The 21,616-nt window shown below is 73.3% G+C and carries 21 protein-coding genes; 8 read left to right on the top strand and 13 right to left on the bottom strand.

Going from position 1 to position 21,616, the window contains the following annotated elements:
- Position 1 precedes the first annotated feature (1 nt).
- From K7G60_RS31555 to K7G60_RS31530, 6 genes are all read right to left on the bottom strand, one after another.
- Complete coding sequence (locus tag K7G60_RS31555; RefSeq protein WP_225804385.1) at positions 2-1,294, bottom strand: sensor histidine kinase; 1,293 nt, start codon at positions 1,292-1,294, stop codon at positions 2-4.
- A complete protein-coding gene (locus K7G60_RS31550) occupies positions 1,287-2,669 on the bottom strand; it encodes an FtsX-like permease family protein (RefSeq protein WP_225804384.1) in 1,383 nt (460 codons plus the stop codon). The genes K7G60_RS31555 and K7G60_RS31550 overlap by 8 nt, the downstream gene beginning before the upstream one ends.
- A gap of 5 nt (positions 2,670-2,674) precedes the next feature.
- On the bottom strand, positions 2,675-3,427 hold the full coding sequence (locus K7G60_RS31545; protein ID WP_225804383.1) for an ABC transporter ATP-binding protein: 753 nt from the start codon (positions 3,425-3,427) through the stop codon (positions 2,675-2,677).
- A gap of 266 nt (positions 3,428-3,693) precedes the next feature.
- A complete protein-coding gene (locus tag K7G60_RS31540; RefSeq protein ID WP_225804382.1) occupies positions 3,694-4,512 on the bottom strand; it encodes a hypothetical protein in 819 nt (272 codons plus the stop codon).
- On the bottom strand, positions 4,509-5,405 hold the full coding sequence (locus K7G60_RS31535) for a sigma-70 family RNA polymerase sigma factor (RefSeq protein ID WP_225804381.1): 897 nt from the start codon (positions 5,403-5,405) through the stop codon (positions 4,509-4,511). Before K7G60_RS31535 ends, K7G60_RS31540 begins: the two co-directional genes overlap by 4 nt.
- Complete coding sequence (locus K7G60_RS31530; RefSeq protein WP_225804380.1) at positions 5,402-5,632, bottom strand: hypothetical protein; 231 nt, start codon at positions 5,630-5,632, stop codon at positions 5,402-5,404. The genes K7G60_RS31535 and K7G60_RS31530 overlap by 4 nt, the downstream gene beginning before the upstream one ends.
- A gap of 996 nt (positions 5,633-6,628) precedes the next feature.
- Between K7G60_RS31530 and K7G60_RS31525 the strand changes: the two genes are divergently transcribed.
- Together K7G60_RS31525 and K7G60_RS31520 are read left to right on the top strand one after the other, a co-directional pair.
- A complete protein-coding gene (locus K7G60_RS31525) occupies positions 6,629-6,841 on the top strand; it encodes a hypothetical protein (RefSeq protein WP_225804379.1) in 213 nt (70 codons plus the stop codon).
- A gap of 71 nt (positions 6,842-6,912) precedes the next feature.
- Positions 6,913-9,033 carry an HAD-IIB family hydrolase gene (locus K7G60_RS31520; protein ID WP_225804378.1) on the top strand — a complete coding sequence of 707 codons (2,121 nt, stop codon included), beginning with the start codon at positions 6,913-6,915 and terminating at the stop codon, positions 9,031-9,033.
- 68 nt (positions 9,034-9,101) lie between these two features.
- Here K7G60_RS31520 and K7G60_RS31515 read toward each other — a convergent pair whose 3' ends face one another.
- The 3 genes from K7G60_RS31515 to K7G60_RS31505 all read right to left on the bottom strand — a co-directional run bounded on the left by K7G60_RS31515 (position 9,102) and on the right by K7G60_RS31505 (position 11,495).
- Complete coding sequence (locus tag K7G60_RS31515) at positions 9,102-10,016, bottom strand: NAD(P)/FAD-dependent oxidoreductase (protein WP_225804377.1); 915 nt, start codon at positions 10,014-10,016, stop codon at positions 9,102-9,104.
- A 192-nt stretch (positions 10,017-10,208) separates the two neighbouring features.
- A complete protein-coding gene (locus K7G60_RS31510) occupies positions 10,209-11,024 on the bottom strand; it encodes a hypothetical protein (protein WP_225804376.1) in 816 nt (271 codons plus the stop codon).
- 312 nt (positions 11,025-11,336) lie between these two features.
- Entirely contained in the window at positions 11,337-11,495 is a 159-nt protein-coding gene (locus K7G60_RS31505; protein WP_225804375.1) for a hypothetical protein, read from the bottom strand.
- A 315-nt stretch (positions 11,496-11,810) separates the two neighbouring features.
- Here K7G60_RS31505 and K7G60_RS31500 point away from each other — a divergent pair, with 315 nt between their 5' ends.
- Both K7G60_RS31500 and K7G60_RS31495 read left to right on the top strand, forming a co-directional pair.
- The gene (locus tag K7G60_RS31500) at positions 11,811-12,107 is read left to right on the top strand and encodes an antibiotic biosynthesis monooxygenase (RefSeq protein WP_225804374.1); all 297 of its coding nucleotides are present in this window, start codon (positions 11,811-11,813) and stop codon (positions 12,105-12,107) included.
- Positions 12,108-12,290: 183 nt separating this feature from the next.
- Positions 12,291-12,914: a DUF1326 domain-containing protein gene (locus tag K7G60_RS31495; protein WP_225804373.1), complete on the top strand. Its 624-nt coding sequence runs from the start codon at positions 12,291-12,293 to the stop codon at positions 12,912-12,914.
- Between the two features lie 61 nt (positions 12,915-12,975).
- Here K7G60_RS31495 and K7G60_RS31490 read toward each other — a convergent pair whose 3' ends face one another.
- Positions 12,976-13,785: a DUF2182 domain-containing protein gene (locus K7G60_RS31490; protein WP_225804372.1), complete on the bottom strand. Its 810-nt coding sequence runs from the start codon at positions 13,783-13,785 to the stop codon at positions 12,976-12,978.
- Between the two features lie 493 nt (positions 13,786-14,278).
- On the opposite strand from K7G60_RS31490, the gene K7G60_RS31485 reads away from it, so the two are divergent.
- Complete coding sequence (locus K7G60_RS31485; RefSeq protein WP_374115715.1) at positions 14,279-14,530, top strand: hypothetical protein; 252 nt, start codon at positions 14,279-14,281, stop codon at positions 14,528-14,530.
- 337 nt (positions 14,531-14,867) lie between these two features.
- On the opposite strand, the gene K7G60_RS31480 is transcribed toward K7G60_RS31485, so the two are convergent.
- Complete coding sequence (locus tag K7G60_RS31480; RefSeq protein WP_225804371.1) at positions 14,868-16,121, bottom strand: amino acid deaminase/aldolase; 1,254 nt, start codon at positions 16,119-16,121, stop codon at positions 14,868-14,870.
- Between the two features lie 278 nt (positions 16,122-16,399).
- Here K7G60_RS31480 and K7G60_RS31475 point away from each other — a divergent pair, with 278 nt between their 5' ends.
- Positions 16,400-17,737, top strand: coding sequence for a D-arabinono-1,4-lactone oxidase (locus K7G60_RS31475; RefSeq protein ID WP_225804370.1), 1,338 nt, complete (start codon positions 16,400-16,402; stop codon positions 17,735-17,737).
- Between the two features lie 49 nt (positions 17,738-17,786).
- The gene (locus tag K7G60_RS31470; protein WP_225804369.1) at positions 17,787-18,845 is read left to right on the top strand and encodes an amidase family protein; all 1,059 of its coding nucleotides are present in this window, start codon (positions 17,787-17,789) and stop codon (positions 18,843-18,845) included.
- A 294-nt stretch (positions 18,846-19,139) separates the two neighbouring features.
- Here K7G60_RS31470 and K7G60_RS31465 read toward each other — a convergent pair whose 3' ends face one another.
- Positions 19,140-19,979: an RNA polymerase sigma factor SigF gene (locus K7G60_RS31465; protein WP_263986538.1), complete on the bottom strand. Its 840-nt coding sequence runs from the start codon at positions 19,977-19,979 to the stop codon at positions 19,140-19,142.
- Between the two features lie 321 nt (positions 19,980-20,300).
- Between K7G60_RS31465 and K7G60_RS31460 the strand changes: the two genes are divergently transcribed.
- Positions 20,301-20,723 carry an ATP-binding protein gene (locus K7G60_RS31460; protein WP_225804367.1) on the top strand — a complete coding sequence of 141 codons (423 nt, stop codon included), beginning with the start codon at positions 20,301-20,303 and terminating at the stop codon, positions 20,721-20,723.
- 30 nt (positions 20,724-20,753) lie between these two features.
- On the opposite strand, the gene K7G60_RS31455 is transcribed toward K7G60_RS31460, so the two are convergent.
- Entirely contained in the window at positions 20,754-21,584 is an 831-nt protein-coding gene (locus K7G60_RS31455; protein WP_225804366.1) for a DUF1206 domain-containing protein, read from the bottom strand.
- Between the last annotated feature and the right edge of the window lie 32 nt (positions 21,585-21,616).

The following is a 21,616-nucleotide window of genomic DNA, read 5'->3' as shown; positions in this document are numbered from 1 at the left end:
CTCACAGGCGCGCCGGCAGTTCGGCGGTGACCGTGGTGGGGCCGCCGGGCGGACTGTCGACGGTCAGGACGCCGTCCACCGCCGCCAGTCGCTCGGCCAGGCCGTTCAGGCCGGTGCCGACGCCGGGCGCCGCACCGCCGCGCCCGTCGTCGCGGACGGTCAGGCGGACCCGCCCGCCGGACACGCTCGCCCCGAGTTCGGCCGAGCGCGCACCGCTGTGTCTGGCGACATTGGTGAGCAGTTCGGCGGCGCAGAAGTAGACGGCCCGCTCGATCGCCGGTTCCGGGTGTTCCCGCAGGTCGAGGTGGACGGCGACCGGCACCGGGGAGGTGGCGGTCAGGCCGGGCAGCGCCTGGGCGAGGCCACCGTCGAGCGCCACCGGCCGAATGCCCCGGGTGAGTCCCCGCAGTTCGGCGATGGTGTCGTCGGTCTGGCCGCGGGCGCGCTCCACCAGGTCGCGTGCCCGTCCCGGGTCCGGGCCCGCGGCGGGGGCGAGCGCGTCGTCGGCCAGGGAGAGGGTGATGGCCAGGGCGACCAGCCGGGCCTGGGTCCCGTCGTGCAGGTCGCGCTCCAGGCGGTGCAGCCGGTCGGTGTTCTCCGCGAGCAGGACGGCGCGGGCCGTCTCCAGCCTCCTGACCCGCTGCTGGGCGGGGGCGGGACCGAGCAGCAGTCCGGCGAGCCGCCGGTTCGCACCGCTCAGGGTCCTGATGGCACCGGGCACCGCGGCGAGCAGCAGAAGAGCCGACGGTACGGAGACGGCGTCCGTCCAGCCGAACGGCCGCGGCTCCGGCTCCAGGAGCCGGACCCAGAGCGGAAACCCGATCAGCCAGCCGCAGCCGAGAGGAAGCGCGACCGCGGCGACGAACCCCAGGACGCCGAGCGGCAGCCGCAGCAGCAGGTAGAGCAGGATCCGCCAGCCGACCGGGTCGGTCAGCACGGCACGGCCTCGGGCGACCGGCCCCGTGGGGCGGGCGGGCCCGGCCGGCGCCTCGATCCGCTCCCCCAGCAACCCGCCGACGAGCCGCCGGTGCAGCGTGCCGAGACCGCGCGCGCCCAGCAGCGCGACGACCACGAAGGGCAGGCCCAGCACGGTGAGCGACAGCAGTGCTCCCGCGTACAGGACGGCGATCGCGTAACCGCCGCACAGCAGCGCGAGCGGCAGGCCCACGACGGCGAAGAGCCATTCGCCGCCCCCGACGGAGAACCAGGAGCGCCGCTCGGCCGCCGCCGTCGCCTCGCGGGCCTCCCTCTCGCCCGCGCCCCCGGGAGAGGACGCCCCGCTGTGCTCAGTCACCGCCGCCGCCCACCTGTTCCGTCGCCGGGCCGCGGACCGCCCGCACCCCCGTGACAAGGATGACCGGGACCGTCAGCGCCGCGGCACCCGCCACGATCCATCCGCAGTCGGCCATCGGGACGGTCGGAACCGCCGAGCCGGTCACCGCCGTACTGAACGCGGCGGACGCGGCTCCCGCGACCGTGGCGCCGAGCAGCACGCCCACCACCGTGGTCAGCACCGCTTCCAGGGTCAGCATGCGCAGCAGCTGCGACGAGGTCGCGCCCACCAGCCGCAGCAGGGCGAACTCGCGGCGCCGGCCCGCGGTCACGGCGACCAGGGTGTTGACCGTGGAGACGGCCGCGAAGCAGGCCAGCAGGGCCAGCTCGCTCTGGCGCAGCCAGACGTCGGTGGTCGAGGTGACGCTTGTCGCCGTCGTGCCCTTAGCGCTCCCGGCGGTGCTCGTCATGATCGACATGGTGCCCGACAGGCCCACGAGCAGCGCGATGGGCACGACGGCGGAGGAGAGCCGCCGCGCGTACCCGCGCAGGTTGGCGTCGGCCAGCCACCCCGCACCGGGCGCCAGGACCCGGAGCGGCGCGCCCGACGCGGCCGCCGGCGGACGCGCCGCGAGCGGCCCGAGCAGGGCGACCGCGACCAGCAGCACCAGCGAACCGAGCAGTGCCGCCTGCCCCGCCCTGTCCGCCTGCTCCAGCGGCCGCGTCGCCGCCAGCCGCAGCAGCAGGCCGCCGCCCACCAGCGCGCCGACACCGGCGAGCAGGCGCGGCGCCCCCGTCCTCCCGTGCTCGGTCGCACTCGCGGTGAGGGCGGCCGCAGGCGCGACCCGGGAGATCCGCCGGGCGGCGACGGCCGAGGCGGCCAGGCCGACGACGAGGGTGGCGGCCAGTGCCACCAGCATCGGCAGGAGGGTCTCCGGCACGCGCAGGCCCGGCGCGGCCATGTCCCGCCGCTGGAGCTCGGTGAGGAAGCGGCTCGCCGCGGCCGCGCCGGCGGCCCATGCCGGCGCGGCGACCACCAGCGTCGTCGCGACGACCTGGCCACGGACCAGCCGCCGTGTTTGGCGGGGTGTCGCCGCGATGGTGCGCAGCAGGGCGAGTTCACGGTGCTGCTGCCGGAGGGCGAAGCCGAGCGCGTTCACGACGACGAAGAAGGCGACCAGGACGGCGATCTCCCCGAACGCGCCCGCGATCACCGCCAGTCCGGGCCCGGCATCCGCCTCCCGGACGTCTTCCCCGGCAGTGAGGTCGGCGGTGAGGTCGGCGGCGAACAGCAGGCCGAACATCGTGACGGTGGCGACGGCCAGGAAGAGCGCGACGGCCAGGCCGACGAAGGAGGTCGGGCGCCGGCGCAGCGGTCCGAGGACGAGCGTGACCATCGGGCTCACCCACCCAGCCGGCTCAGGCGTTCGCCCACCTGGGCGGCGGAAGGCCGGTCGAGCTCGTCCACCAGCACGCCGTCGGCGAGCAGCAGCACCCGGTCCGCGTATCCGGCGGCGACCGGGTCGTGGGTCACCATCACGCAGGTCTGCCCCTCCTGGTGCACCCCGGCGCGCAGCAGGGCGAGGATCTCGTGGCCGGTGGCCCGGTCGAGCGCGCCGGTCGGCTCGTCGGCGAAGAGCACGGGCGGGCGGGAGACCATCGCCCGGGCGATGGCCACCCGCTGCTGCTGCCCGCCCGACAGCTGTCCGGGCCTGTGCCGTTCGCGCCCGGCCAGCCCCACCCGGGCGAGCGCGTCCAGCACCCGGCCCCGGTCGGGACGCCGGCCGGCCAGCCGGCCGGGGAGCTCGACGTTCTGGGCGACGGTCATCGCCGGCATCAGGTTGAACGCCTGGAACACGAACCCGACCCGGCTGCGCCGCAGTTCCGCCAGCCGTCGTTCGGACAGCCGGGAGATCTCGGTACCGCCCCACCAGACGGAGCCGCCGGTGGGCCGGTCCATCCCGGCGAGGCAGTGCAGCAAGGTGGTCTTGCCGGAGCCGGACGGCCCCATCACCGCCGTGAACGTGCCGGGTGCGAGCGCCACCGACACGCCGTTCAGCGCCCGTACGGCCGCGGCGCCCCGCCCGTACACGCGGCGCAGGTCCTCCGCCCGCGCGACGGTTCCCGTCCTGCTGTCCCTCGCCGTTTCGATCATGTACTCATCCTCGGCGGACCGGGGGCGGCGGGCGATGGTGCCCGCCCCCGAACCGGGGGTTCGGGAAACCGAACCCCCTTCGCGTGCCGGGCGGAGGCCGAGAGGCCGACGTGCGCAGACCGCGGCGGGCGGTCACGGTCCGTACCCGGTGCCCCTCGACGCCGCCCGTCGTCGCCCCGGCCTGCTCGGTGGCTCCGTCCGCCCCGCGCTCCCCGCCGCCGGCGTCCTGTCCGAGCGCTCCGGCCGGAGGACGCCGCCGGCGCGGTTCAGCGGGTTGCGGCCTCGTCGGTCTCGCGGGCGGCCGGTACGCGGTGGCCCGTGTTCCTTCGCGGGGCCGGGCGGTCGCCGGGGGGTCCCGGCCGGTCGGCGGGGTGGTCCAGCCGGTCGATGGCTTCGTCCAGCAGCGCCTGGACCTCGCGGGCGAAGGATGGGCCGGGCAGGGGCAGCTCGCTTTCGGGTTCGCGGAGGTAGCCGACGGCGACGGCGGTGGGCATGTATTTCATCAGCTCGGTGACGACGGCGGAGCGGGGCCGGCTGACGTGTTGTGCCAGATTGCGCAGCACCCGAACGATCGTGGTGGTGGAGGCGTGGTCCTCGTGGCGCAGGACGAGCGGCTTGTTGTTCCAGTGGACCGTGGTCCACGCGTGCCGGGCCGGTGGCTTGTCCTCGTGGGTCTGGGTGTGCCACCAGCGGGCCGTGTGCGTCTCACCGAGGGCGAGGTGGTGCAGGTAGAGGCAGTACGCGGCGCCGGGCTGGCCGGCGCCTGCCGCGTACTGCCACCAGAATCTGGCGGCGTCGTCGGTGTCCGTCAGCTGCAGGACGCACGCCAGGACCAGGGCGCTGCGGGGTTCGGGCACCTGGTCGGTGACGAAGGCGGAGACCGCCGTGGCGGGGGTGTGGCGGACGAGGGCCTCGCACAGGGCGCGCAGGTCCTCGGCCGCGGCGGCCGATGCCGCCGGCATCTGGCCGGGGGTGACGGGCGGGTGGACGGTCGGCTCGGGCTCGCGGGGCGGGACGGTGTCTCGGGGGGCGGCGCGGTCTTGCACGAGCAGCGCCCTGGAGAGGATGTCGTCGAGCTTGGTCATGGGGTGGTTCCTCCGGTGTCGAGCAGCTCGATGGTTTCTTCCAGGAATCGGACGGCGTGACGCTCGTTGGATCGGACGGCGGCCAGGGGGAGGCCGAGGAGGTCGGAGACCTTCTCGGTGGTGAACCCGCACAGGCGTCGCAGCACCATGACGTCGAGCTGGGCGTCGGGGAGCCGGCTGATGGCCGTGAACAGCTCCAGGCTCTCGGACAGCTGCGCCATCTCGCCTTCGGGAGAGGTCTGCTCGCGTAGAGCGACGGTGTCGAAGGCCGCCTCGGCCAGCAGGGGCCGGTGGTCGCGGTGGTCGGCCTTGGCTTTGACGGTGGCCCGCAGGATGTCCCAGGCGTAGCGGCGGGTGTCGGGGCTGGCGAGGGCGTCTCCGAAGGACAGCCACAGGATGGCGAAGGTGTCCTCGACGGCGGCGTCGCGGGCCTCGTCGGGCAGGAAGGCGCCGGCGTAGCGGCGGTAGCCGTCCGCGACGATCGCGCGCAGCGCGCCGTGTTCCAGGGGCGGCCCGGACGGGGCGGTCTGGACCGTGTTGTCGGTGGACCGGTCGACCCAGTCGCGGGTCTTTCCGGCGTCCAGGGCCGCCTGCTTCCACAGCCGGTGCAGCGGCCAGTTGGGGATGCCCAGCTCTCCGGCGAGGCTGTGGATGACCTCCCAGCGCGGGTAGTGGCCCACGCCGCGCAGGAGTTCGGAGAGCTTGGACTTGGCCAGCAGGACGTGGAAGCTGAGGTCGCTGAGGGTGCGGCCGCTGGCCAGGTAACGCGCGCGGGTGGGCTCCAGCCAGGCCCGGTGGGAGCTGCCGACGGTGGCGGCGATGGGGCCCAGCTTGCGGCCGGGGCGGAGCGGGGCCGGCTCGTCCGGCCCCGGCGTGGTGAGCGACGTCGTCACGGGGCGTCGTCCTCCTTGTCGGACACCTGCGCACCGCGGTGTCCGGAGGCCGGCGTGGTCTGCGGGCGGACGCCGTGCAGAACCTGGGTCACGGTCAGGCCCAGGACGGGGGCCGCCACGGCTATGAGGGCCGCGTGGCCCATGGCCGCCATCACCACGCTCCAGCCGAACACCACCAGCGTCACCAGCGCCAGCGCCGTTGCTGCCGCTATCTTCTTCCTGTTCATCACCAGTCCTTGGTGTCATGCCGTAGCCATCCGGAAGGCCACGCCGAGTAGGCCCCTCCAACAGGCGGGTGCCGAGCCGCTGTTGAGGGGGCATCAGCATGGACCGGGACAGGGAGATCACGCGACGTGATCATGGAATCACGGAACATTAGGAGTCGTGGACGGTCATCCGAGCGGTCGGAGACGACCGTTCCCGTGCACGTAAAGCACATCGGGCAAGCCGTGCGGGCGAAGTTCCCGGTTTTCCTTGCATTCCCACCGGGGACCCCCTCATATGGAGGCAGGACACCTCGGTGTCGCCCTTCCATCCGGAAGAGGCCCGGCCCTCGTGCCGAAAAAGGGGGACGTGCCAGCCTGTTCCCGCCCGGCCTGAGGTAGAGGCCGGGCGGGAACGGGGCGCCCGTCACGGGGAGAGCGACCGTAGCGCAGCCCACTGACAACGCCCCTGCCGAGGCGACGCGGGCCGGGCCCTGGCCCGTACCACCATCCAGCAGCACCCTGACCTTGCCCACGTGCCCTTCCGCGCCGTCCGGCTCCCGTACGGCGGCTTCCCCTTGCGAAACGTCGGTACGGGCGCCGTCGGCCGCCGGCGCGATCTTTCACTCCAATGGCCGCCGGAAACACGCGCGCCACAGCGGTGAGAGCGATCATGATCGGTGTAAGTGCGGTTCAGGAGCAGTCCTGGACCGCAGGCCCGATGGGCCCCGTACCGACTCCGGCGGGGCTTTCCCGCACGGGGCTTTCGCACGACGGCGCCCCTCCGGGACCCTCACCCGGGCGACACGGCCCGGTGATGGACCGTGAACCAGCCGCCTGTCCGTCTGCCGGGCAGTGTCCTCGGCGCGTCACCCGGCTCATCACGCACCACGGCGACCCGAGCCGCAGAGCGGCAGCACACGAGTCCGCCGATGCCGGCACCCGTGCTCCGCCCCGCGTTGCCCAGCGGGCGATGCACCACCTGCTCGCCGCTCCTCTTCCGTGAATCAGGAGGCCCCAATGGCACCGCACGAGCCCGCCGCCGATCGTCTCGTGGAAGCTGCGCGCAACGCTCCCGACGGTCTGATCGCCCGGCTCCTGGAAAGCGACGACTTTCGCGAGTCACTGCTCGGAAAGGCGATCCGGGACTTCCAGCAGGCCTCGGTGCGGCCGGCGGAGGCAGATGACGAGGTCCTGCCCATGGACCCCGTCACCCACGACCCCGCTTGGTGAGGCGCCACAGACCGAAGCCGCATCACGGCTCCCGCCCGGTGGGCGGTGGAGAACGGTGAAGGGAGACGCCGATGGACCGGCGAGCAGTCTCGACGGCAAAGGTGCTGGTGACCGACCTGGACGGCACCCTCCTGGGCGGAGAACGGCAGGAACGTCGCCGTCTGCGCGACGCCCTGGCCCGGCATCCGCACATCACGGTCGTCTTCGCCACCGGGCGCAGTCTCGCTTCCGTGCGGGCGCTCCTGCGTGACGACCCTCTCGTACCGATGCCGCGCTGGATCATCGCGGACGTCGGCGCGAGCGTCATCGACGCCCCGCGGATGCTGCACGTCCACGGCCTGGAGGAACAGCTGCGGGAGGGCTGGCCGGGCGCGGAACACGTGCGGGCGCGGCTGATGGGCTTCCCCCAGCTCGTGTACCAGCACGGTGTGGCACAGGAAGGCCGGTGCTCGTTCCATCTGGATCCGGCGGGCCTCACCGGTGCGCTGCGGTACGCGGTCAAGGCGTTGGGGTGCTCCTGGTCCTACTCCTCGGGCCGGTTCTTCGACGTGCTGCCGGCCGGTGCGAGCAAGGGGAACGCGCTGGAGCTCCTCAGACGCGGCATGGGCTGGCCGCGGCAGGCGGTGCTCGCGGTGGGGGACTCGCTCAACGACCTCTCGATGCTCTCCCGAGGTTCACACGCCGTCGTCGTGGCGAACGCCGAGACGGCCCTGGCCGCTGCAGCTCCCGCCGGGGAGGTGGTGCATCACTCCGTGTGGGACGGCGCTGCCGCGGTCCTGGAGGGGATGGAACGTCTGGGCTGGCTGGACTGCCGGTCGGTGACGGTCGGCTATCACCGTCCTCCCGTACGCTGGATCGACGGCGGCTGGCGTTCGCCGTGCAGTCCGAACGGGATCCTGCCGACCTTGCAGAGCGCGCTCGCCGATGAGCGTCTGAACGCCGTGTGGGCGGCGGCCCACACCGGTGCGAGGGCACCGGCCGCCACCGCTGCGACAGCTGCCGGGGTGCCGCTCTCCCTCCTGCCGCTGAGCCCCGAGCGATGGGCCGGCTACTTTCATCGCGTCTGCAAGGAGACGCTCTGGCCGGCCCTGATGTCCCAGCCCGACCTCATTCGCGATCTGCCCGATCACTGGCCCGACTACGAGCGGGTCAACGCCGCCTTCGCCCGTCACATCGGCTCCCTCGCGGCGCAGGGGGGCACCGTCTGGCTGCACGACTACAACCTGTGGCTCGTTCCGGCGGTCCTCAAAGCCCAACGGCCCGACCTGGCCATCGGGTTGTTCCACCACACGCCGTTCCCCCGGCCTGAGGTCTTCCGCCGGATTCCGGCGGCCGGGCAACTGCTCGAATCGCTCGCGTACCTGGACTGGGCGGGTTTCCACACCGCGGACAGCGCCGACAACTTCCGCCGGCTGTTCGCCCCTGCTTCCGGGCTCGCCCCTCGCCTGGGCGTGCATCCCCTCGGCATCGACCGGCAGGCCGTCGCCGACACGGCCAGGGCCCGCCTCAGGCAGCGGCGCCAGGACGGGGGCGGCGAAAGTCAGCTCGTTCTGTCCGTGGAGCGGCTCGACTACGCCAAAGCGCCCGTCCACAAGATCCACGCCCTCGATGCGCTCCTGACCCAGACACCCGAGCTACGGGGGAAGGTGTCCTACCGCCTGATATGCCCGCCCCCGGAACCCGGCATCGAGGCCTACGACACCACCCGCGAGGAGCTCGAGAGAGCGATCAGCCGCATCAACCACCGGTGGGGCACGCCCGCCTGGCGGCCCGTCGACTACATCCCCCGCAACCTCGATTTCCCCGAGGTCGTCGACCACTACCTGGCCGCCGACGTGTTCTGGGTGACCTCACTCGCCGACGGCATGAACCTCACCGTCCAGGAGTACGTCACCACGCACCACGCCACCGACCGCCCCGGAACGCTCGTCCTGTCCCGGTACGCGGGAGTGGCCCGGCACACGGGATCCGCGGCCCTGCTCACCGACCCCCTCGACGCGCGGGACCTCGTCATCACCCTGCGCACCGCACTGGCCATGTCCGCACCCGAACGCACCGCCCACATCGGCCGGCTGCAGGACCTCCTCGACTTCCCGGCCCCCGATCAGTGGGCCCGCGCGTGCATCGCCGCGATCCGCCGTGCCAGGGCTCCCCTGCGGACCGGCCGCGTCCTCGCCCGTGCAACGGCCTGAGCACGTGCCGGGCCGTAACCGCTCGCCAGCAGGACGGACGTACCCCCGCGCGCGAGCAGAGCCGCCCCTCAGAGCTCGGAGTACAGCTCGCGCGCACGGTAGTAGGCGCGGAGCGCCGCCTCGCTTCCGGAGCCCAGGGCGGTCATGATCCGCTGGAAGCGGGCGGAGCGGAGGTCGCCGGCCACGATGACGCGGGGGTGCTGCTCGGTCGGCGGGCAGTATCCGTCCGGACCGCGGATGAGGTCGCCGGGCGGGGCGGTCGGGGCGTTGCCGATGCTGAGGTGGGCGGCATCCGCCGTGATCGTCTGCCGTTCGCCGTTCCGGCCCACCGCTTCCGCCGACACCGCGATGCCTCCTCCGGTCCGGAGCGTCAGGTGCTCCACGGGAAGGAGCGTGACCCGGGGGTCCTCGCGGATCTCCTCGATCTTGTACGCGTCGGCCGCCGGGTACGCCACGAGCAGGCGGGTGCCGGTGGTCGGGTGGGCGCGCAGGAAGGTGCCGATCTGGCGGTCGCCGCCGAGGACGAGGAGGGTGCGGCCCTCGGCGTCGTCCGCGACGGCCTGCCAGAGCGGTGGCAGGGTGAGTCCGTCGGGGGCGGTGATCCAGGGGACGTCGCGGGGCTGGAGGGGGCCGACGCCGGTGGCGACGACGGCGTACGGAGCGGTGAGACGGGCGTCGGTGTCGAGCGTGACGGTCACCCGGTCCTCGTCGGCGCGGAGCTCGGTGACGTGCCGGCCGAGTTCGAGGCGGCACAGCTCCGTGCTCTTCAGCTCCGCGACGACGGAGTCGGCCAGCTCGGGGCCGCTGGTGTGGCCGCCGAGGACGTTGTTCAGGGCCGGGATCCGGTAGAGGTTGCGGCACAGCCGGTCCGGCTCGATAAGGATCGAGCGCATGCCGACGCCGGCGGCCATGCGGACGGCGGCGCAGCCGGCCGGGCCGCCGCCGATGACGATCAGGTCGGTGTCGCACAGCGTGTCGGCCATGGGGCCATTCCAGCACCGGGGTCCCGGCGTGCGCAGTGAGTTGGCCGATCACGTACGAGTTGGCCGGTTCAGATCAGGCGGCGGGCGACGGAGAGGCCCGTGTCGTGGACGTCCGGACCGGCGTCACCGGCGCAGGTGACAGTGGCTCCGTCCACCTTCGGCGCCGGCGTTCGCCGACCGGTCGAGCGGCGGTCAGCGATCTCCGGGGCAATGAATGTTCACGGTTCCTGACGGCGCTTCGCGTCGGCGAGCCTGGCCTGCGGTCCGTGCGGAGCAGTCGTGTCCGTCGCCGGGCAGGCCCATGACGTTCAGCACGGGTTCCTCGCCCTCGGGGATCTCGAAGGTGAAGTTCGCTCCCGACGCGATCGTCACGAGCGAGCACTGGTCGCCGAAGGTCAGCGGGGCATACGGCTCCCAGGCACAGCCGGCCCTGTCCAAGGCGGAAACGACGTCCGCGTGCCTGAGCCCTGCCGGGAAGCTGCCTGTCTCCCCCACAACCGACGGGGGAAGTTCGACGACGTCACGCCAGGTCTGGATGCAGATGAGGGAAACCTTGCGGCAGCGGCAGACACTCAGCTCAAGGTCTCCGTAGGCGAAGAGCCGCGGCCACTCGCCGTTCCGGCTCATCGTTCCCATGTCCCACGGCTCGCCGAGTGCTGTGGTCACATCGTTCCAGTCGGCTCCGCTGAACACCGGGCCCAGTCTGCCTGTCTTCGCCATGCCGGCCAGGACATCGAGAATCTCCACGAGGCGAAGCCTGCCAGATGCCCTGGTGACGTAGGCGGCGAGGGCTTCCCTGGCCGGTCCGGCAAGGCCGGCCGGGGAGCCGGGCGCCTCGGCCGCTGCCGTCGAGGTGGAGGAATCGTGCGGCAGCAGACAGTCGCCGGGAAACCGGACGGGGCGGGTGTGGTCACCCCTCCGGGAGACGGTCAGGCCGCGCGCCGCGTCGATCGCGTCGTACCGGGTGACGGGGTCCGGGCTGCGCAGCTGCTCGGCGAGCAGCGCCACACGGCCTCGGTGCGTGCGTCCGAGGTCTCGCGGAAGGTCGCCGACAGCGCGGTGGTGGGGGCATGGACGCGTCCGTGGCGTTCGAGGTCGGCGAAGGCGGCGGCGATGTGCGGTGAGGGCGGCGGGCGCGTCCCGGTGCACCGCCTCGGTCCGGACCTACCGGACGACAGGGAGTTCGTAGCGCGCCACTCGTGGTCGGTGAGGCAGGAGACTGGGGGCGCCCCGTCCGGATACGCCTCGCCCGGCTGTGGGACATGAGCCGGCCGGGCAGGGAGGCGTGCGCGGCCGTGACAAGCCCCACGACCGTGCCGATCAGCCGTACGGCGACGAAGCGGGCACGAAGTCGGGGCGAGGCCGGCGGGGTGCCGTGAAGGCGCGACCGATCGTCACGGCGGGGGCGCCGCCGGGTGCGGGCCGCGGCAGCGTGTCGGCGGCTGCGACGCCGCTCGCCGCGGGTCCGGTGGCGGCCACGGGCCAGGTCTCCTCGGCAGGTGAGGCGCGGGGAAAGGGCGGGCCAGGGGCAGGAGCGCCTGGAAGTCCGTCTCGACGCTCAGGCGCGCGGTCCGCGCCGGAGCCTCGAACCGGCTTGCGAGCTGCTCGACGACGTCCGGGCACAGGCGGTAGTGGGTGAACCGTCCGCACGGTGCGGTCTCGACCGCCCCGACTCGCGCAACACCCTCGGGTGGACGGATCACCGCTCTGCGTCCATTCGGATCAGGCCGACGGGTGCGCGGCCCGCCGGAGTGATCGACTGGCGGGACCATTTCCACCCGAGGGGAAGTCGCCATGGCGATCGTCGCGGTCTTCGAGGTGCCGGGCATGACCCAGGCGCAGTACGAGCAGAGCGCGGACAAGGTCACGGGCGGGCGGGGGGCCGTGACGAGCTCCGGTGACTGGCCCGTGCCCGGCCTCATCTCGCACACCTCCGCCCCCGCACCGGACGGCTGGTTGGTGGTCGACGTCTGGGAGTCGGAGGAGGCCTTCCAGCAGTTCGGCGAGTTCATCATCCCGATCCTGCGCGAGCTCGGGGTTCCGGAGGTGCAGCCGAAGATCTACCCCGTGCACACCGTCGTGACCCGCTAGCGGTCACCCGGACCCGGCGGTTTACAGCGCCGGGCACCCGCGCCTACCGTTGAGGGACCAGCTTCGCGCGACCCGCGGAGCGGAGGACGTCATGCCTCATCCCCGTTCACCACCGCCGCAGCGAGACCCGGCACCGTCGGGCCGGATCGGACGGTGCGGACAGCGAGCGAGAGGAGGATTCCCATGACGTACTCGATCTCCGGGCACTACGTGGCGAGCTGCTCGTGCGCCCTGGTCTGCGGGTGCAGTGTCGACGCCCAGCCGAACGACGGCAAGGGCGGCACCGAGTGCCGTGGCATCGCGGCGTTCCACATCGGCGAGGGGCGCCTGGACGACATCGACCTCGCCGGGGTCGACTTCGCCTTCTACAACCTCTTCCCCTCCCATCTGACGGGCGGCGACTGGAAGGTCGGAGTCGTCGTCGACAACGGTGCGAGCGATGCCCAGGCCGAGGCCGTGGGCAAGATCCTCTCCGGGGACGAGGGCGGGCCGTTCGGCCAACTCGCCCAGTTCATCGGAGAATTCCTCGGAACCGAGCGCGGCGAGGTCAAGGTCACCGAGGGCGAGAAACCCGGCGCCGAGGTGGCCGGACACTCGACGATCTCGTACGAACCGCTGCGCGGCGCGGACGGGACGCCGACCACCGTGAAGAACGCGATGTTCGGGTTCGCCACCGAGTACGAGATCGGTCGTACGACCGGCTCGTCGTCGGCGTTCGGGCTCAGCTTCGAGCCGGCGTACGGCGAGCAGGCCGACTTCGTGTTCAGCAGCGAGCAGGAGGCGGGGGCACCGGCAGGACGGATGTGACCGGGCCGGGGGCGGGGCGGACCCGCCGCGGCCACTGACGGCGCGCCTCCCGTGCGCGCCGTCACATCGGCGTCATCGATCCCCGCAGGCCCGGCAGCGGCCAGTCCTGGAAGAGCGCCAGCACGGCCAGCACCATGAAGGCGACGCCGGCCAGCCGGGCCAGCTGCGGCCCCCGGTACCAGAGCTTCTCCAGGAAGATCAGCGCCGCCACTCCCGCCATCGCCGCGATGTTCATGACGCCCAGCGGGATCAGCACGACCATCAGCGCCCAGCAGCAGCCGACGCAGTACGCACCGTGGTGCAGGCCCACCCGCAGGTCGCGCAGCCGCGGCCGGTAGGAGGCGTACCGCATCAGCTGGGCCATGGGGCTGCGGCAGTGCCGCAGACAGATGTCCTTGAGCGGCCCCAGCTGGTACAGCCCGGCCAGCGCGAAGGCGGCCGCCCCGATCCACCTCCCGGCATCCGGGTCCCTCTCGACCAGGGCGCCGGTGAGCGCGAGCCCGCCGTACGCGACCACGCCGAACGCCGTCCACGCGAGCAGGTAGCCGGAGATGAACTCGGTGGTACGCAGCGCCCGGGTGGCACCGCCGGACTGGCGGGCGATCCCCTTGGCCCAGGTCACCGCGACGGGGGCGACGGAAGGCAGCATCATGGCCGCCATCATCGCCAGCCACAGCAGGAGGAACAGCGGCAGCGCCATCCCCATCGTGCCGGGCTCGACCCCCATGTCCACGGCCTGGCCCACGGTGAGCACCCAGGCCAGGACCGCGATCACGGCGATGAGCGCCCATGCCACGGCGAGGTCCCGGGCCGGCAGCAGCACCCCCTCCCGCAACGGGTGGTCCTTGGTCGGCCGCTGAATCGCACGCATGACGCACTCCTGTCGGACCCTTCCAGGACAGCACGGATCCCGGCGACCGCAAACCTCACTCGCCACCGGTCGGCGCGGCAGCCCCTGCGCACGGTGCCGGCGCCGTCGTCCCCGGCCCGGGTCGAGGCTCCCGCCGGGGCGCTCACCGGCCCGGTCGCCCCGGGCGGTCCCCGCGTGCGGTCGACCGGCCTCCCCGCCGCTTCGACGGCGGCGCAGGAGGCGCCATCGGCGAGGAGACCGGTGCCGGCACCGGTCACGGGCAAGCGAGGGACGGACGGCCTGCGCGTGACTCCCGTTCCGCGGAACGGCACGCCTCACGCGCGTGCGGGCGTGCCGGGGCGTACGGAGGGCGGCACGGCGTCGGGCGGGGACGAGAGCTCTGGGGCCCTGGCGACCTCCCGGGCCCCACCCGCAAGACGGTGAACGGGCTTCTGCCCGAGGTGCCGCCGGACCCCGCCGGTAGACTCCGGCGCCATGACGGCCGCCACTCCCGTTGGCGCTGGCCGGCCATGCGCGGCGCTGGGCCGGAACCACCACGAGGATCACCGGCGAGGCCGTCGACTCCCTGGACCTCGAAGGGTATGAGCCGGTGCCCGAGGTGCGGGGCCTGACCGACACCTGGTGGCGGGGCGAGGACTCGCTCATCGCCCCGTACCGGGGCGAGGCCGTCGCCATGGACGCCCCGGGAGGGCTTGAAGCCCATGTCTACGGCGGCCTCGACGAGCGGGGCCTCCACGGCGGCTGACCGCCGGGTGGAGTGGGGCGAGCGCGGTGATCCGTCGGACCGGCCTTCGTTCCTGTGGAGGACCTCGGCGTCGGTCGCCCCCGAGTTCACTCGGACCGCGACCGCCGGCTTCTCCGCCCGGCCCCATCCGCACCCGTCGTCCAGGGCCGGCACGGCGAAGCCGGCACGGCGAAGCCGGCACGGCGAAGCCGGCACGGCGAAGCCGGCACCTGGATGCGCTCGGAAAAAGCTCGATCACCGGTGCCGGGCCGTGCCGGTGGAAGAGCGGCGGGCCATGTGGTCTCCCCGGGGCGGCTCCGGGCAGTGGCCCGGATCGACGTACGCGGGTGGCCGGCGGCTACAGGAAGGCGTGGCCCTCGCCTCGGTAGGTCGGGACGACGTCGACGATCCGGTCGCCCTCGACCAGGTGCAGTTCGTTCACCCGCTCGCACAGCTCGCCCGCTTTGGCGTGCCTGAACCACACGCGGTCGCCCAGGCGCAGGGAATCGGCTGCCTGGCCGGTGAGGGGGGTCTGGACCTCGCCCGCTCCTTCGCGGGGCAGCAGTCGCAGCCCGGCCGGGCGGACCGGTCGGGGCAGCCGGTCCGCGCCCACCGGCCCGGAGGCGGTCCAACCGCCGCCGAGGACGGTCACGTGGCGGGCCCCGGGCCTGCGGACGACGGGCAGCACGAAGTGGGCGGCGGGCAGGGGGCTGAAGCGGCGGTAGTGGTCGAAGAGCCCGGGGGCGTACAGGCCGGAGCCGGCCCCGAGTTCGGTGACGGCCGGTTCCGCGGAGGTGGTCTCCAGGCTGCCCGTTCCGCCGCCGTTGACGAACTCCAGGGGTGCCAGGGCCCGTACGGCCCTGACGGCGGCGGCGCGGCGCTCGCGCAGTTCGCGCGCGGAGACGCGCTGCACGAGCCGGACGGCCGCGCGGGCCAGGGCGGGGCCGGGCTGGTCGTCGCCGACGCCGGCGATCTGCCCCTCGTACGCCATGACGCCGACGAGCCGGAACCGCGGCCGGGCGAGCACGGCGCGGGCGAGGTCGCGGGTCTGCTCGGGCGAGTGCAGGGGGGAGCGGCGCATCCCGAGGTGAACTCGTCCGCCGGCCAGGCGGAGGGAGGCGTCGAGGTCGAGACAGACGCGCAGTGGCGGGCCGTCCGGTCCTGCGGCGGAGGCGAGGAAGTCCAGGTGCTCCACGGAGTCGACCATCAGGGTGACACGCTCCGCGATCCGCCGGTCGCCCGCCAGGCTCCGGAGGGCGGGGCCGTCCGTCGTGGGATAGCCGACCAGGACGTCCTCGTGGTCCGCCGCGAGCCACACGGCCTCGGGAAGGGTGAAGGCCAGGATGCCGGAGAAGCCGGGCAGGCGCAGGACGTCGCCGATCAACCGGCGGCAGCGCAGCGACTTGCTGGCCAGACGGATCGGTTTGCCGCCGGAACGACGCACCATCTGGGCGGCGTTGGCGCGCAGGGCCCCGACGTCGACGACGGCGAACGGCGGCTGGAGGCCGGCGGTGGCGCGTTGCAGCTCGGGGAAGCTCGCGGACCGCGGCACCGGGTGCGCGCTCCGGTCCGCGGTGTGCGCGGATTCCGTGGCGGGGGTGGAACGTCCCATGGGTTACGGGCCTTTCTCTGGACCGGGACCGGCTCGGGTGGCGCCCACCTTGTCTTGGTCGGTTGTCCAGGTCAAGTGTCCTGACCCCTTGACTTGGACAACCACCGAGTTCAGGCTTCCGGGGAGCCGCGGCCCCGTCGCGGCCATCGAACGTGCCGTCGAACACCGTCGGTCCCTTCTCCCCCATCGACCCCATCGACCCGATTCCGATCCCGATTCCGATCCCGATTCCGATCCCGATTCCGTCGATCGTCGAATCCGCTGAAAGGACTTCCGGCATGACCGAGGTGTGGCGCAACTGGGCCGGCAACGAACAGGCCCGCCCCGTTCGAATCCTGCGGCCGACGCGCACGGAGGAGGTGGCCGCCGCCGTGGCGGAGGCGGCCCGGGACGGGCTGAGGGTCAAGGCGGTCGGCTCCGGGCACTCGTTCAGCGGCGCCGCCGTGGCGCCCGGCCTCCAGCTGCGGCTGGACCGCTTGGCCGGTCTGGGCTCCGTGGACAGGGAGAGCGGGCTGGTCACGGTGGGGGCCGGGATGCCGTTGTGGCGGCTCGGTCCGCTGCTCGCCTCCCGCGGACTGGCCATGGAGATCATGGGAGACATCGACCGGCAGACCGTCTCCGGTGCCATCTCGACCGGCACTCACGGGTCGGGGCTGCGCTTCGGCGGCATCGCCACCCAGGTCAGGGCGCTGCAACTGGTCCTGGCCGACGGGTCGGTCGTACGCTGCTCCGCCGACGAGCGGCCCGAGCTTTTCCGGGCCGCTCGGGTCGGCCTCGGGGCGCTCGGCGTGGTCACCGAGGTCACGCTCCAGTGCGTCGACCAGTTCGCCCTGCACGCCCGGGACACCACGATGCCCGTCGCGGAGGTCCTGGACCGCGTCGACGAACTCACGGAGGACAACGATCACTTCGAGTTCTTCTGGTTCCCGCACAGCGAGACCGCGCTGACCCGGCGCTTTCGCCGGCTGCCGGCGACCACGCCGCTGAAGCCGATCGGCGCCCTGGCCCGCCGCGTCGACGAGACGGTCAGCGGCCTCGGCTTCGAGGGCTTGTGCCGGCTCGGCACGGCGGTCCCGGCCCTGGTGCCGCCGATCGCCCGGTTCGCGGCGCGGGCGATGTCCGCGCGCGAGTTCACGGACCTCTCTCCCCGGGTGTTCGCCTCGCCCCGCGACGTACGGTTCCACGAGGGCGAGTTCGCCGTTCCCCGCGAGCACGCCGTCGACGCGCTCCGGGAGATCAAGCGGTGGATCGACTCCACCGGGGAGCGGGTGTCCTTTCCGCTGGAGGTGCGGTTCGCGGCCCCCGACGACATCACGCTGTCCACCGCGCACGGGCGGGAGAGCTGCTACATCGCCTTCCACCAGTACCACCGGATGCCGTACCGCCGTTACTTCGACGCGTGCGAGTCCGTCCTCGGCTCCTACGGCGGCCGCCCGCACTGGGGCAAGATGCACACCCTCGACGCCGGGACCCTGAGGTCCCGCTACGAACGCTTCGACGACTTCGTCGCCCTGCGCGACGCGCTCGACCCGACCGGACTCTTCGCGAACCCCTACCTCGACCGTGTCCTGGGGCTCGCGCCCGAGGCCGTACCCGTCACCCCCGAGGCGTCGTGACCCCGGCCTGACACGGCCGGCTCCGACCATCCCCGTCCTGGAGGCCCGCGTGCCCCGTCCCGTGCGCCCGGAGATCTGCGACGCGTCCGCGTCCGAGCCGGCCCGGCGCCTGCGGGCGCGTGAGCTGTCCGCGCGCGAGGTGGTGACCGCGCATCTGGAGCGGATAGAACAGCTCGACCCGACGCTCAACGCGATCGTCACCCTCACCGCCGACAAGGCCCTCGAAGAAGCCGCCGACGCCGACGAGCGCCTGGCTCGCGGCGAGCCCGTCGGCCCGCTGCACGGCCTGCCCGTCGCGCACAAGGACACCCACAACACGGCGGGCATCCGCACCACCCACGGTTCCCCCGTTCTCGCCGGGCACGTCCCCGAGCACGACGACCTCGGCATCGAGCGGATGCGCGCGGCCGGTGCCATCACGCTCGGCAAGACCAACGTGCCGGAGTTCGGGGCGGGTGCGCACACCTTCAACCCGCTCTTCGGGCCCACCCGCAACCCGTACGACCCCACCCGGTCGGCCGGCGGCAGCAGCGGAGGCACGGCCGCCGCCGTGGCCGCGGGGCTGCGGTCGCTGGGCGACGGCAGCGACATGGGCGGTTCGATCCGCAACCCGGCCTCGTTCCGCAACATCGTGGGGCTGCGCCCCTCGCCGGGCCGGGTGCCGCTGTGGCCGGACTTCACGCCGTGGGCCACCCAGGTCGTCCAGGGCCCGATGGCCCGCACCGTGAGCGACGTGGCCCTGCTCCTCTCGGTGATGGCCGGGCCCGACCCGCGGTGTCCGGTCTCCATCGACCAGGACCCGTCCGTCTTCGCCGCACCGCTCGACGGCGACGTCCGGCACCTGTGGGTGCCCTGGTCCCCGGACCTGGGCGGCACCGTGCCCGTCGAACCGGTCGTCGCGGCGGCCGTCGAGGCGGCGAGCGCGGTGAAACCGAGGCGTCCGTCCGCGCCGAGCGCCTGGAGGAACGCCCCGTCCTCCGCCGATGTCCGGGGGTTCCGGCGGGTGGCGTACGGGGGCGGCCCGGCAGGCAGGACGTGCCCAGTTCCGCGCGCCGGGCAGGTTCCATGGCCCGGATGCGCCAGTCGCCGCCCTCGCCGTACAGCGTGACGCCCAACCGCATCCGCGCGGACCCGACTGGCACTTCGGCGGCGCCGATCCCGCCCTCTTCGAGGGCCTCGCCCCCGGCGACCTTCTGGAAGCGGGCCTGCCCGACTCCGTCCCCACCAACCACTCGCCCCGCTACGCCCCCGTCCCGGCCCCAACCATCCGGCTCGGCGTCACCGCCCCGCCGGCCGCGGCAGCCCACTGGCTCCGCTGACCCCCGGGCCCGGGCCGGTCGCCCGGCGGCCGACGGAGGCGTCCGCCGGGCGACCGGCCCGGGCGGGGTCGTGGGTCACCGGATCAGCCGCTGTCGGCGAGCATGCCCTCACGGAGGCGGTTCAGGGTGCGCGCGAGCAGGCGGGAGACGTGCATCTGGGAGCAGCCCAGTCGTTCCCCGATCTGGGCCTGGGTGAGTTCTTCGACGAACCGCAGGTGAATGATCCGCCGGTCGCGCTCGTCGAGGTCTTCGAGGAGCGGGGCGAGGGCGTGGAAGTCCTCCACCAGTTCCATGGCGGGGTCCTCACTGCCGATGTAGTCGGCCAGGGACGCGTCCCCGGCCTCCTCCTCGCCGCTCAGCGCGGCGTCGAGCGAGGAGGAGTTGTAGCCGTTGGAGGCCAGCCGGGCCTCGGTGACCTCTTCCTCCGTGAGGCTCATCAGCTCGGCCAGTTCCTTGACCGTCGGCATCCGGCCCAGGCGCGTGCTCAGTTCCTCGTTCGCCTTGGCCAGTTCCACACGGGCCTCCTGCAGGCGGCGGGGCACGTGGACCGCCCAGGAGGTGTCCCGGAAGAACCTCTTGATCTCCCCGACGATGTAGGGGACGGCGAACGTGGTGAACTCGACCTCCCGGGAGAGCTCGAAGCGGTCGATCGCCTTGATCAGGCCGATCATGCCGACCTGGACGATGTCCTCCATCTCGTCGGCGCGGTGACGGAACCGCCCGGCCGCGTAGCGGACCAGGCTCATGTTCATCTCGATGAGGGTGTTGCGCGCGTACTGGTACTCGTGGGTCCCCTCCTCCAGCACCGTGAGCTGCTGGAAGAACACCTTCGACAGGGCTCGGGCGTCCTTCGGCGCGACCGCCGACGGGTCCGGGACCGCCGGCAGTGCCCCCGCCCCGACCTCAACGCCCGTGGTCGACATCGTGATGACCGTCACACCATTCCCCTCTCATTCTCGTCCCGACCCCGGATTCGTGGTCCGATGGCAGCCCGCCTACCCGGACGGCGGAAGACCATGCCGATTTTTTTCCCGGAACGTACGCGTCCGACATGACGGAACGTCAGCAGACGTCTTCGCACACCCCGTTGGAGCCGACGTGTCACATGGGCCACTGTTCCGGGCCGCGCCCGGCCGGCGTCCGGACGGCGGGATCACCGTGGGGTCCGGATCGTCGGCCGCCGGGTTCCCGGACCCAGGGGCAGGGCAGACGGAACGTGCAGTGTGGCCGACCGGAGGAGAGACATGGCACGGGACCCCTCATTGAGAGCCGTCGGATGGGCACGGACGCTGCCCCTCAGCAGCGGGGTGAAGGCGGCGCGGGACTGGACGCGTGAGCACCTGGTGGCGCTCGGCTGGGACCGTACGGCACCGGACCTGGTGGACTCCGTCGTCCTGGCCGTCTCCGAGCTGGTCACCAACGCCCACGTACACGCCCACAGCGACGCGCAGCTCATCCTGACGTGGGACGACGAGTGCCTGCACGTGACCGTCCACGACGCCTCGTCCCACGTGCCCGAGCAGCGCCGTCCCGACGACGGTGCCCTCGGAGGGCGCGGACTGCTCCTGATCGACGCCCTCGCCGACGACTGGCAGGCCCGCCCCTGTCCCCGGGGCAAGGACGTCACCGCCTGCTTCCGCCCGTCCTCGCCCGGCCGGCCTTCCTGAGGCCTCGTCGGCGGGCGGTGGCGGTCCGTTTCAGAGCCGGTGCCACTTCGCCTCTCCGAAGGAGAAGGCTCCGAAGAGCACGAGGCCGACGGCCACGGCGAGCAGCAGCCAGGGGCCCGCCGGGGTCTGCGCGAACGAACGGATCGCGTCGTCCATGCCCTTGGCCCGGCTCGGGTCGAACGCCGTCGCGGCCTGCACGCCGGAGAACCCGAGCGCGGCGAAGACGAGGCCGCGCCCGATGCCGCCGGCCGCGCCGGTCACGTCCATGAAGCGGCGCTGGTACCTCGTCAGGCTCCCCCACGTCAGGTGGTCCCGGTACTTCCGCAGGGCCGCCCTGCCCGCGATCCACAGCCCGGCCGCCAGAACGCCGACGGCGACCGCGCCGACCCACCAGCGGCCGCCGGGGAGCTCGAGCAGGCGGGCGGTGACGTCCCGGCTCTGCCGGTCGGTCGACCCCTCGCCGCTCCCCCGCTCCCCCGCCGCGAAGGAGAGGACGAGGAAGGCGGAGACGGCGTAGAAGACGCAGCGGGCGGCGGACAGGGCGCGTCTGTGGGCCTTGTCCCCCTTGGGGCCGGCCGCGCCGAGGAACGTCTCCGACAGGCGCCACAGCGCCATCCCGGCGAGGCCGATGCCCAGGGCCCAGAGGAGGACGGCACCGACCGGGGTGGCCGCGATGTGCGCGAGGGCCCCTCCCCGGTCGGCCTGGTCGCCCGTCCCCGTCAGGCCGACGCGTACGGCCAGCGCTCCGACGAGCAGGTACAGCACGCCCCGCGCCGCGAAACCGGCCCGGGCGCTCGCCCGTACGGCCTCGTCCCGGACCTCTCTGCCCGTCCCTGCCTCGTCCCCCTGCGCTGTGGTCATGACGACTCGCTCCTCTCGGTCGACCTCCGGGT

It is taken from the genome of Streptomyces sp. NK15101 (assembly GCF_020400725.1).
GTDB lineage: Bacteria > Actinomycetota > Actinomycetes > Streptomycetales > Streptomycetaceae > Streptomyces.
Note: the sequence above shows the minus strand (reverse complement) of the source record. Positions and strands in the feature narration are given on the sequence as shown.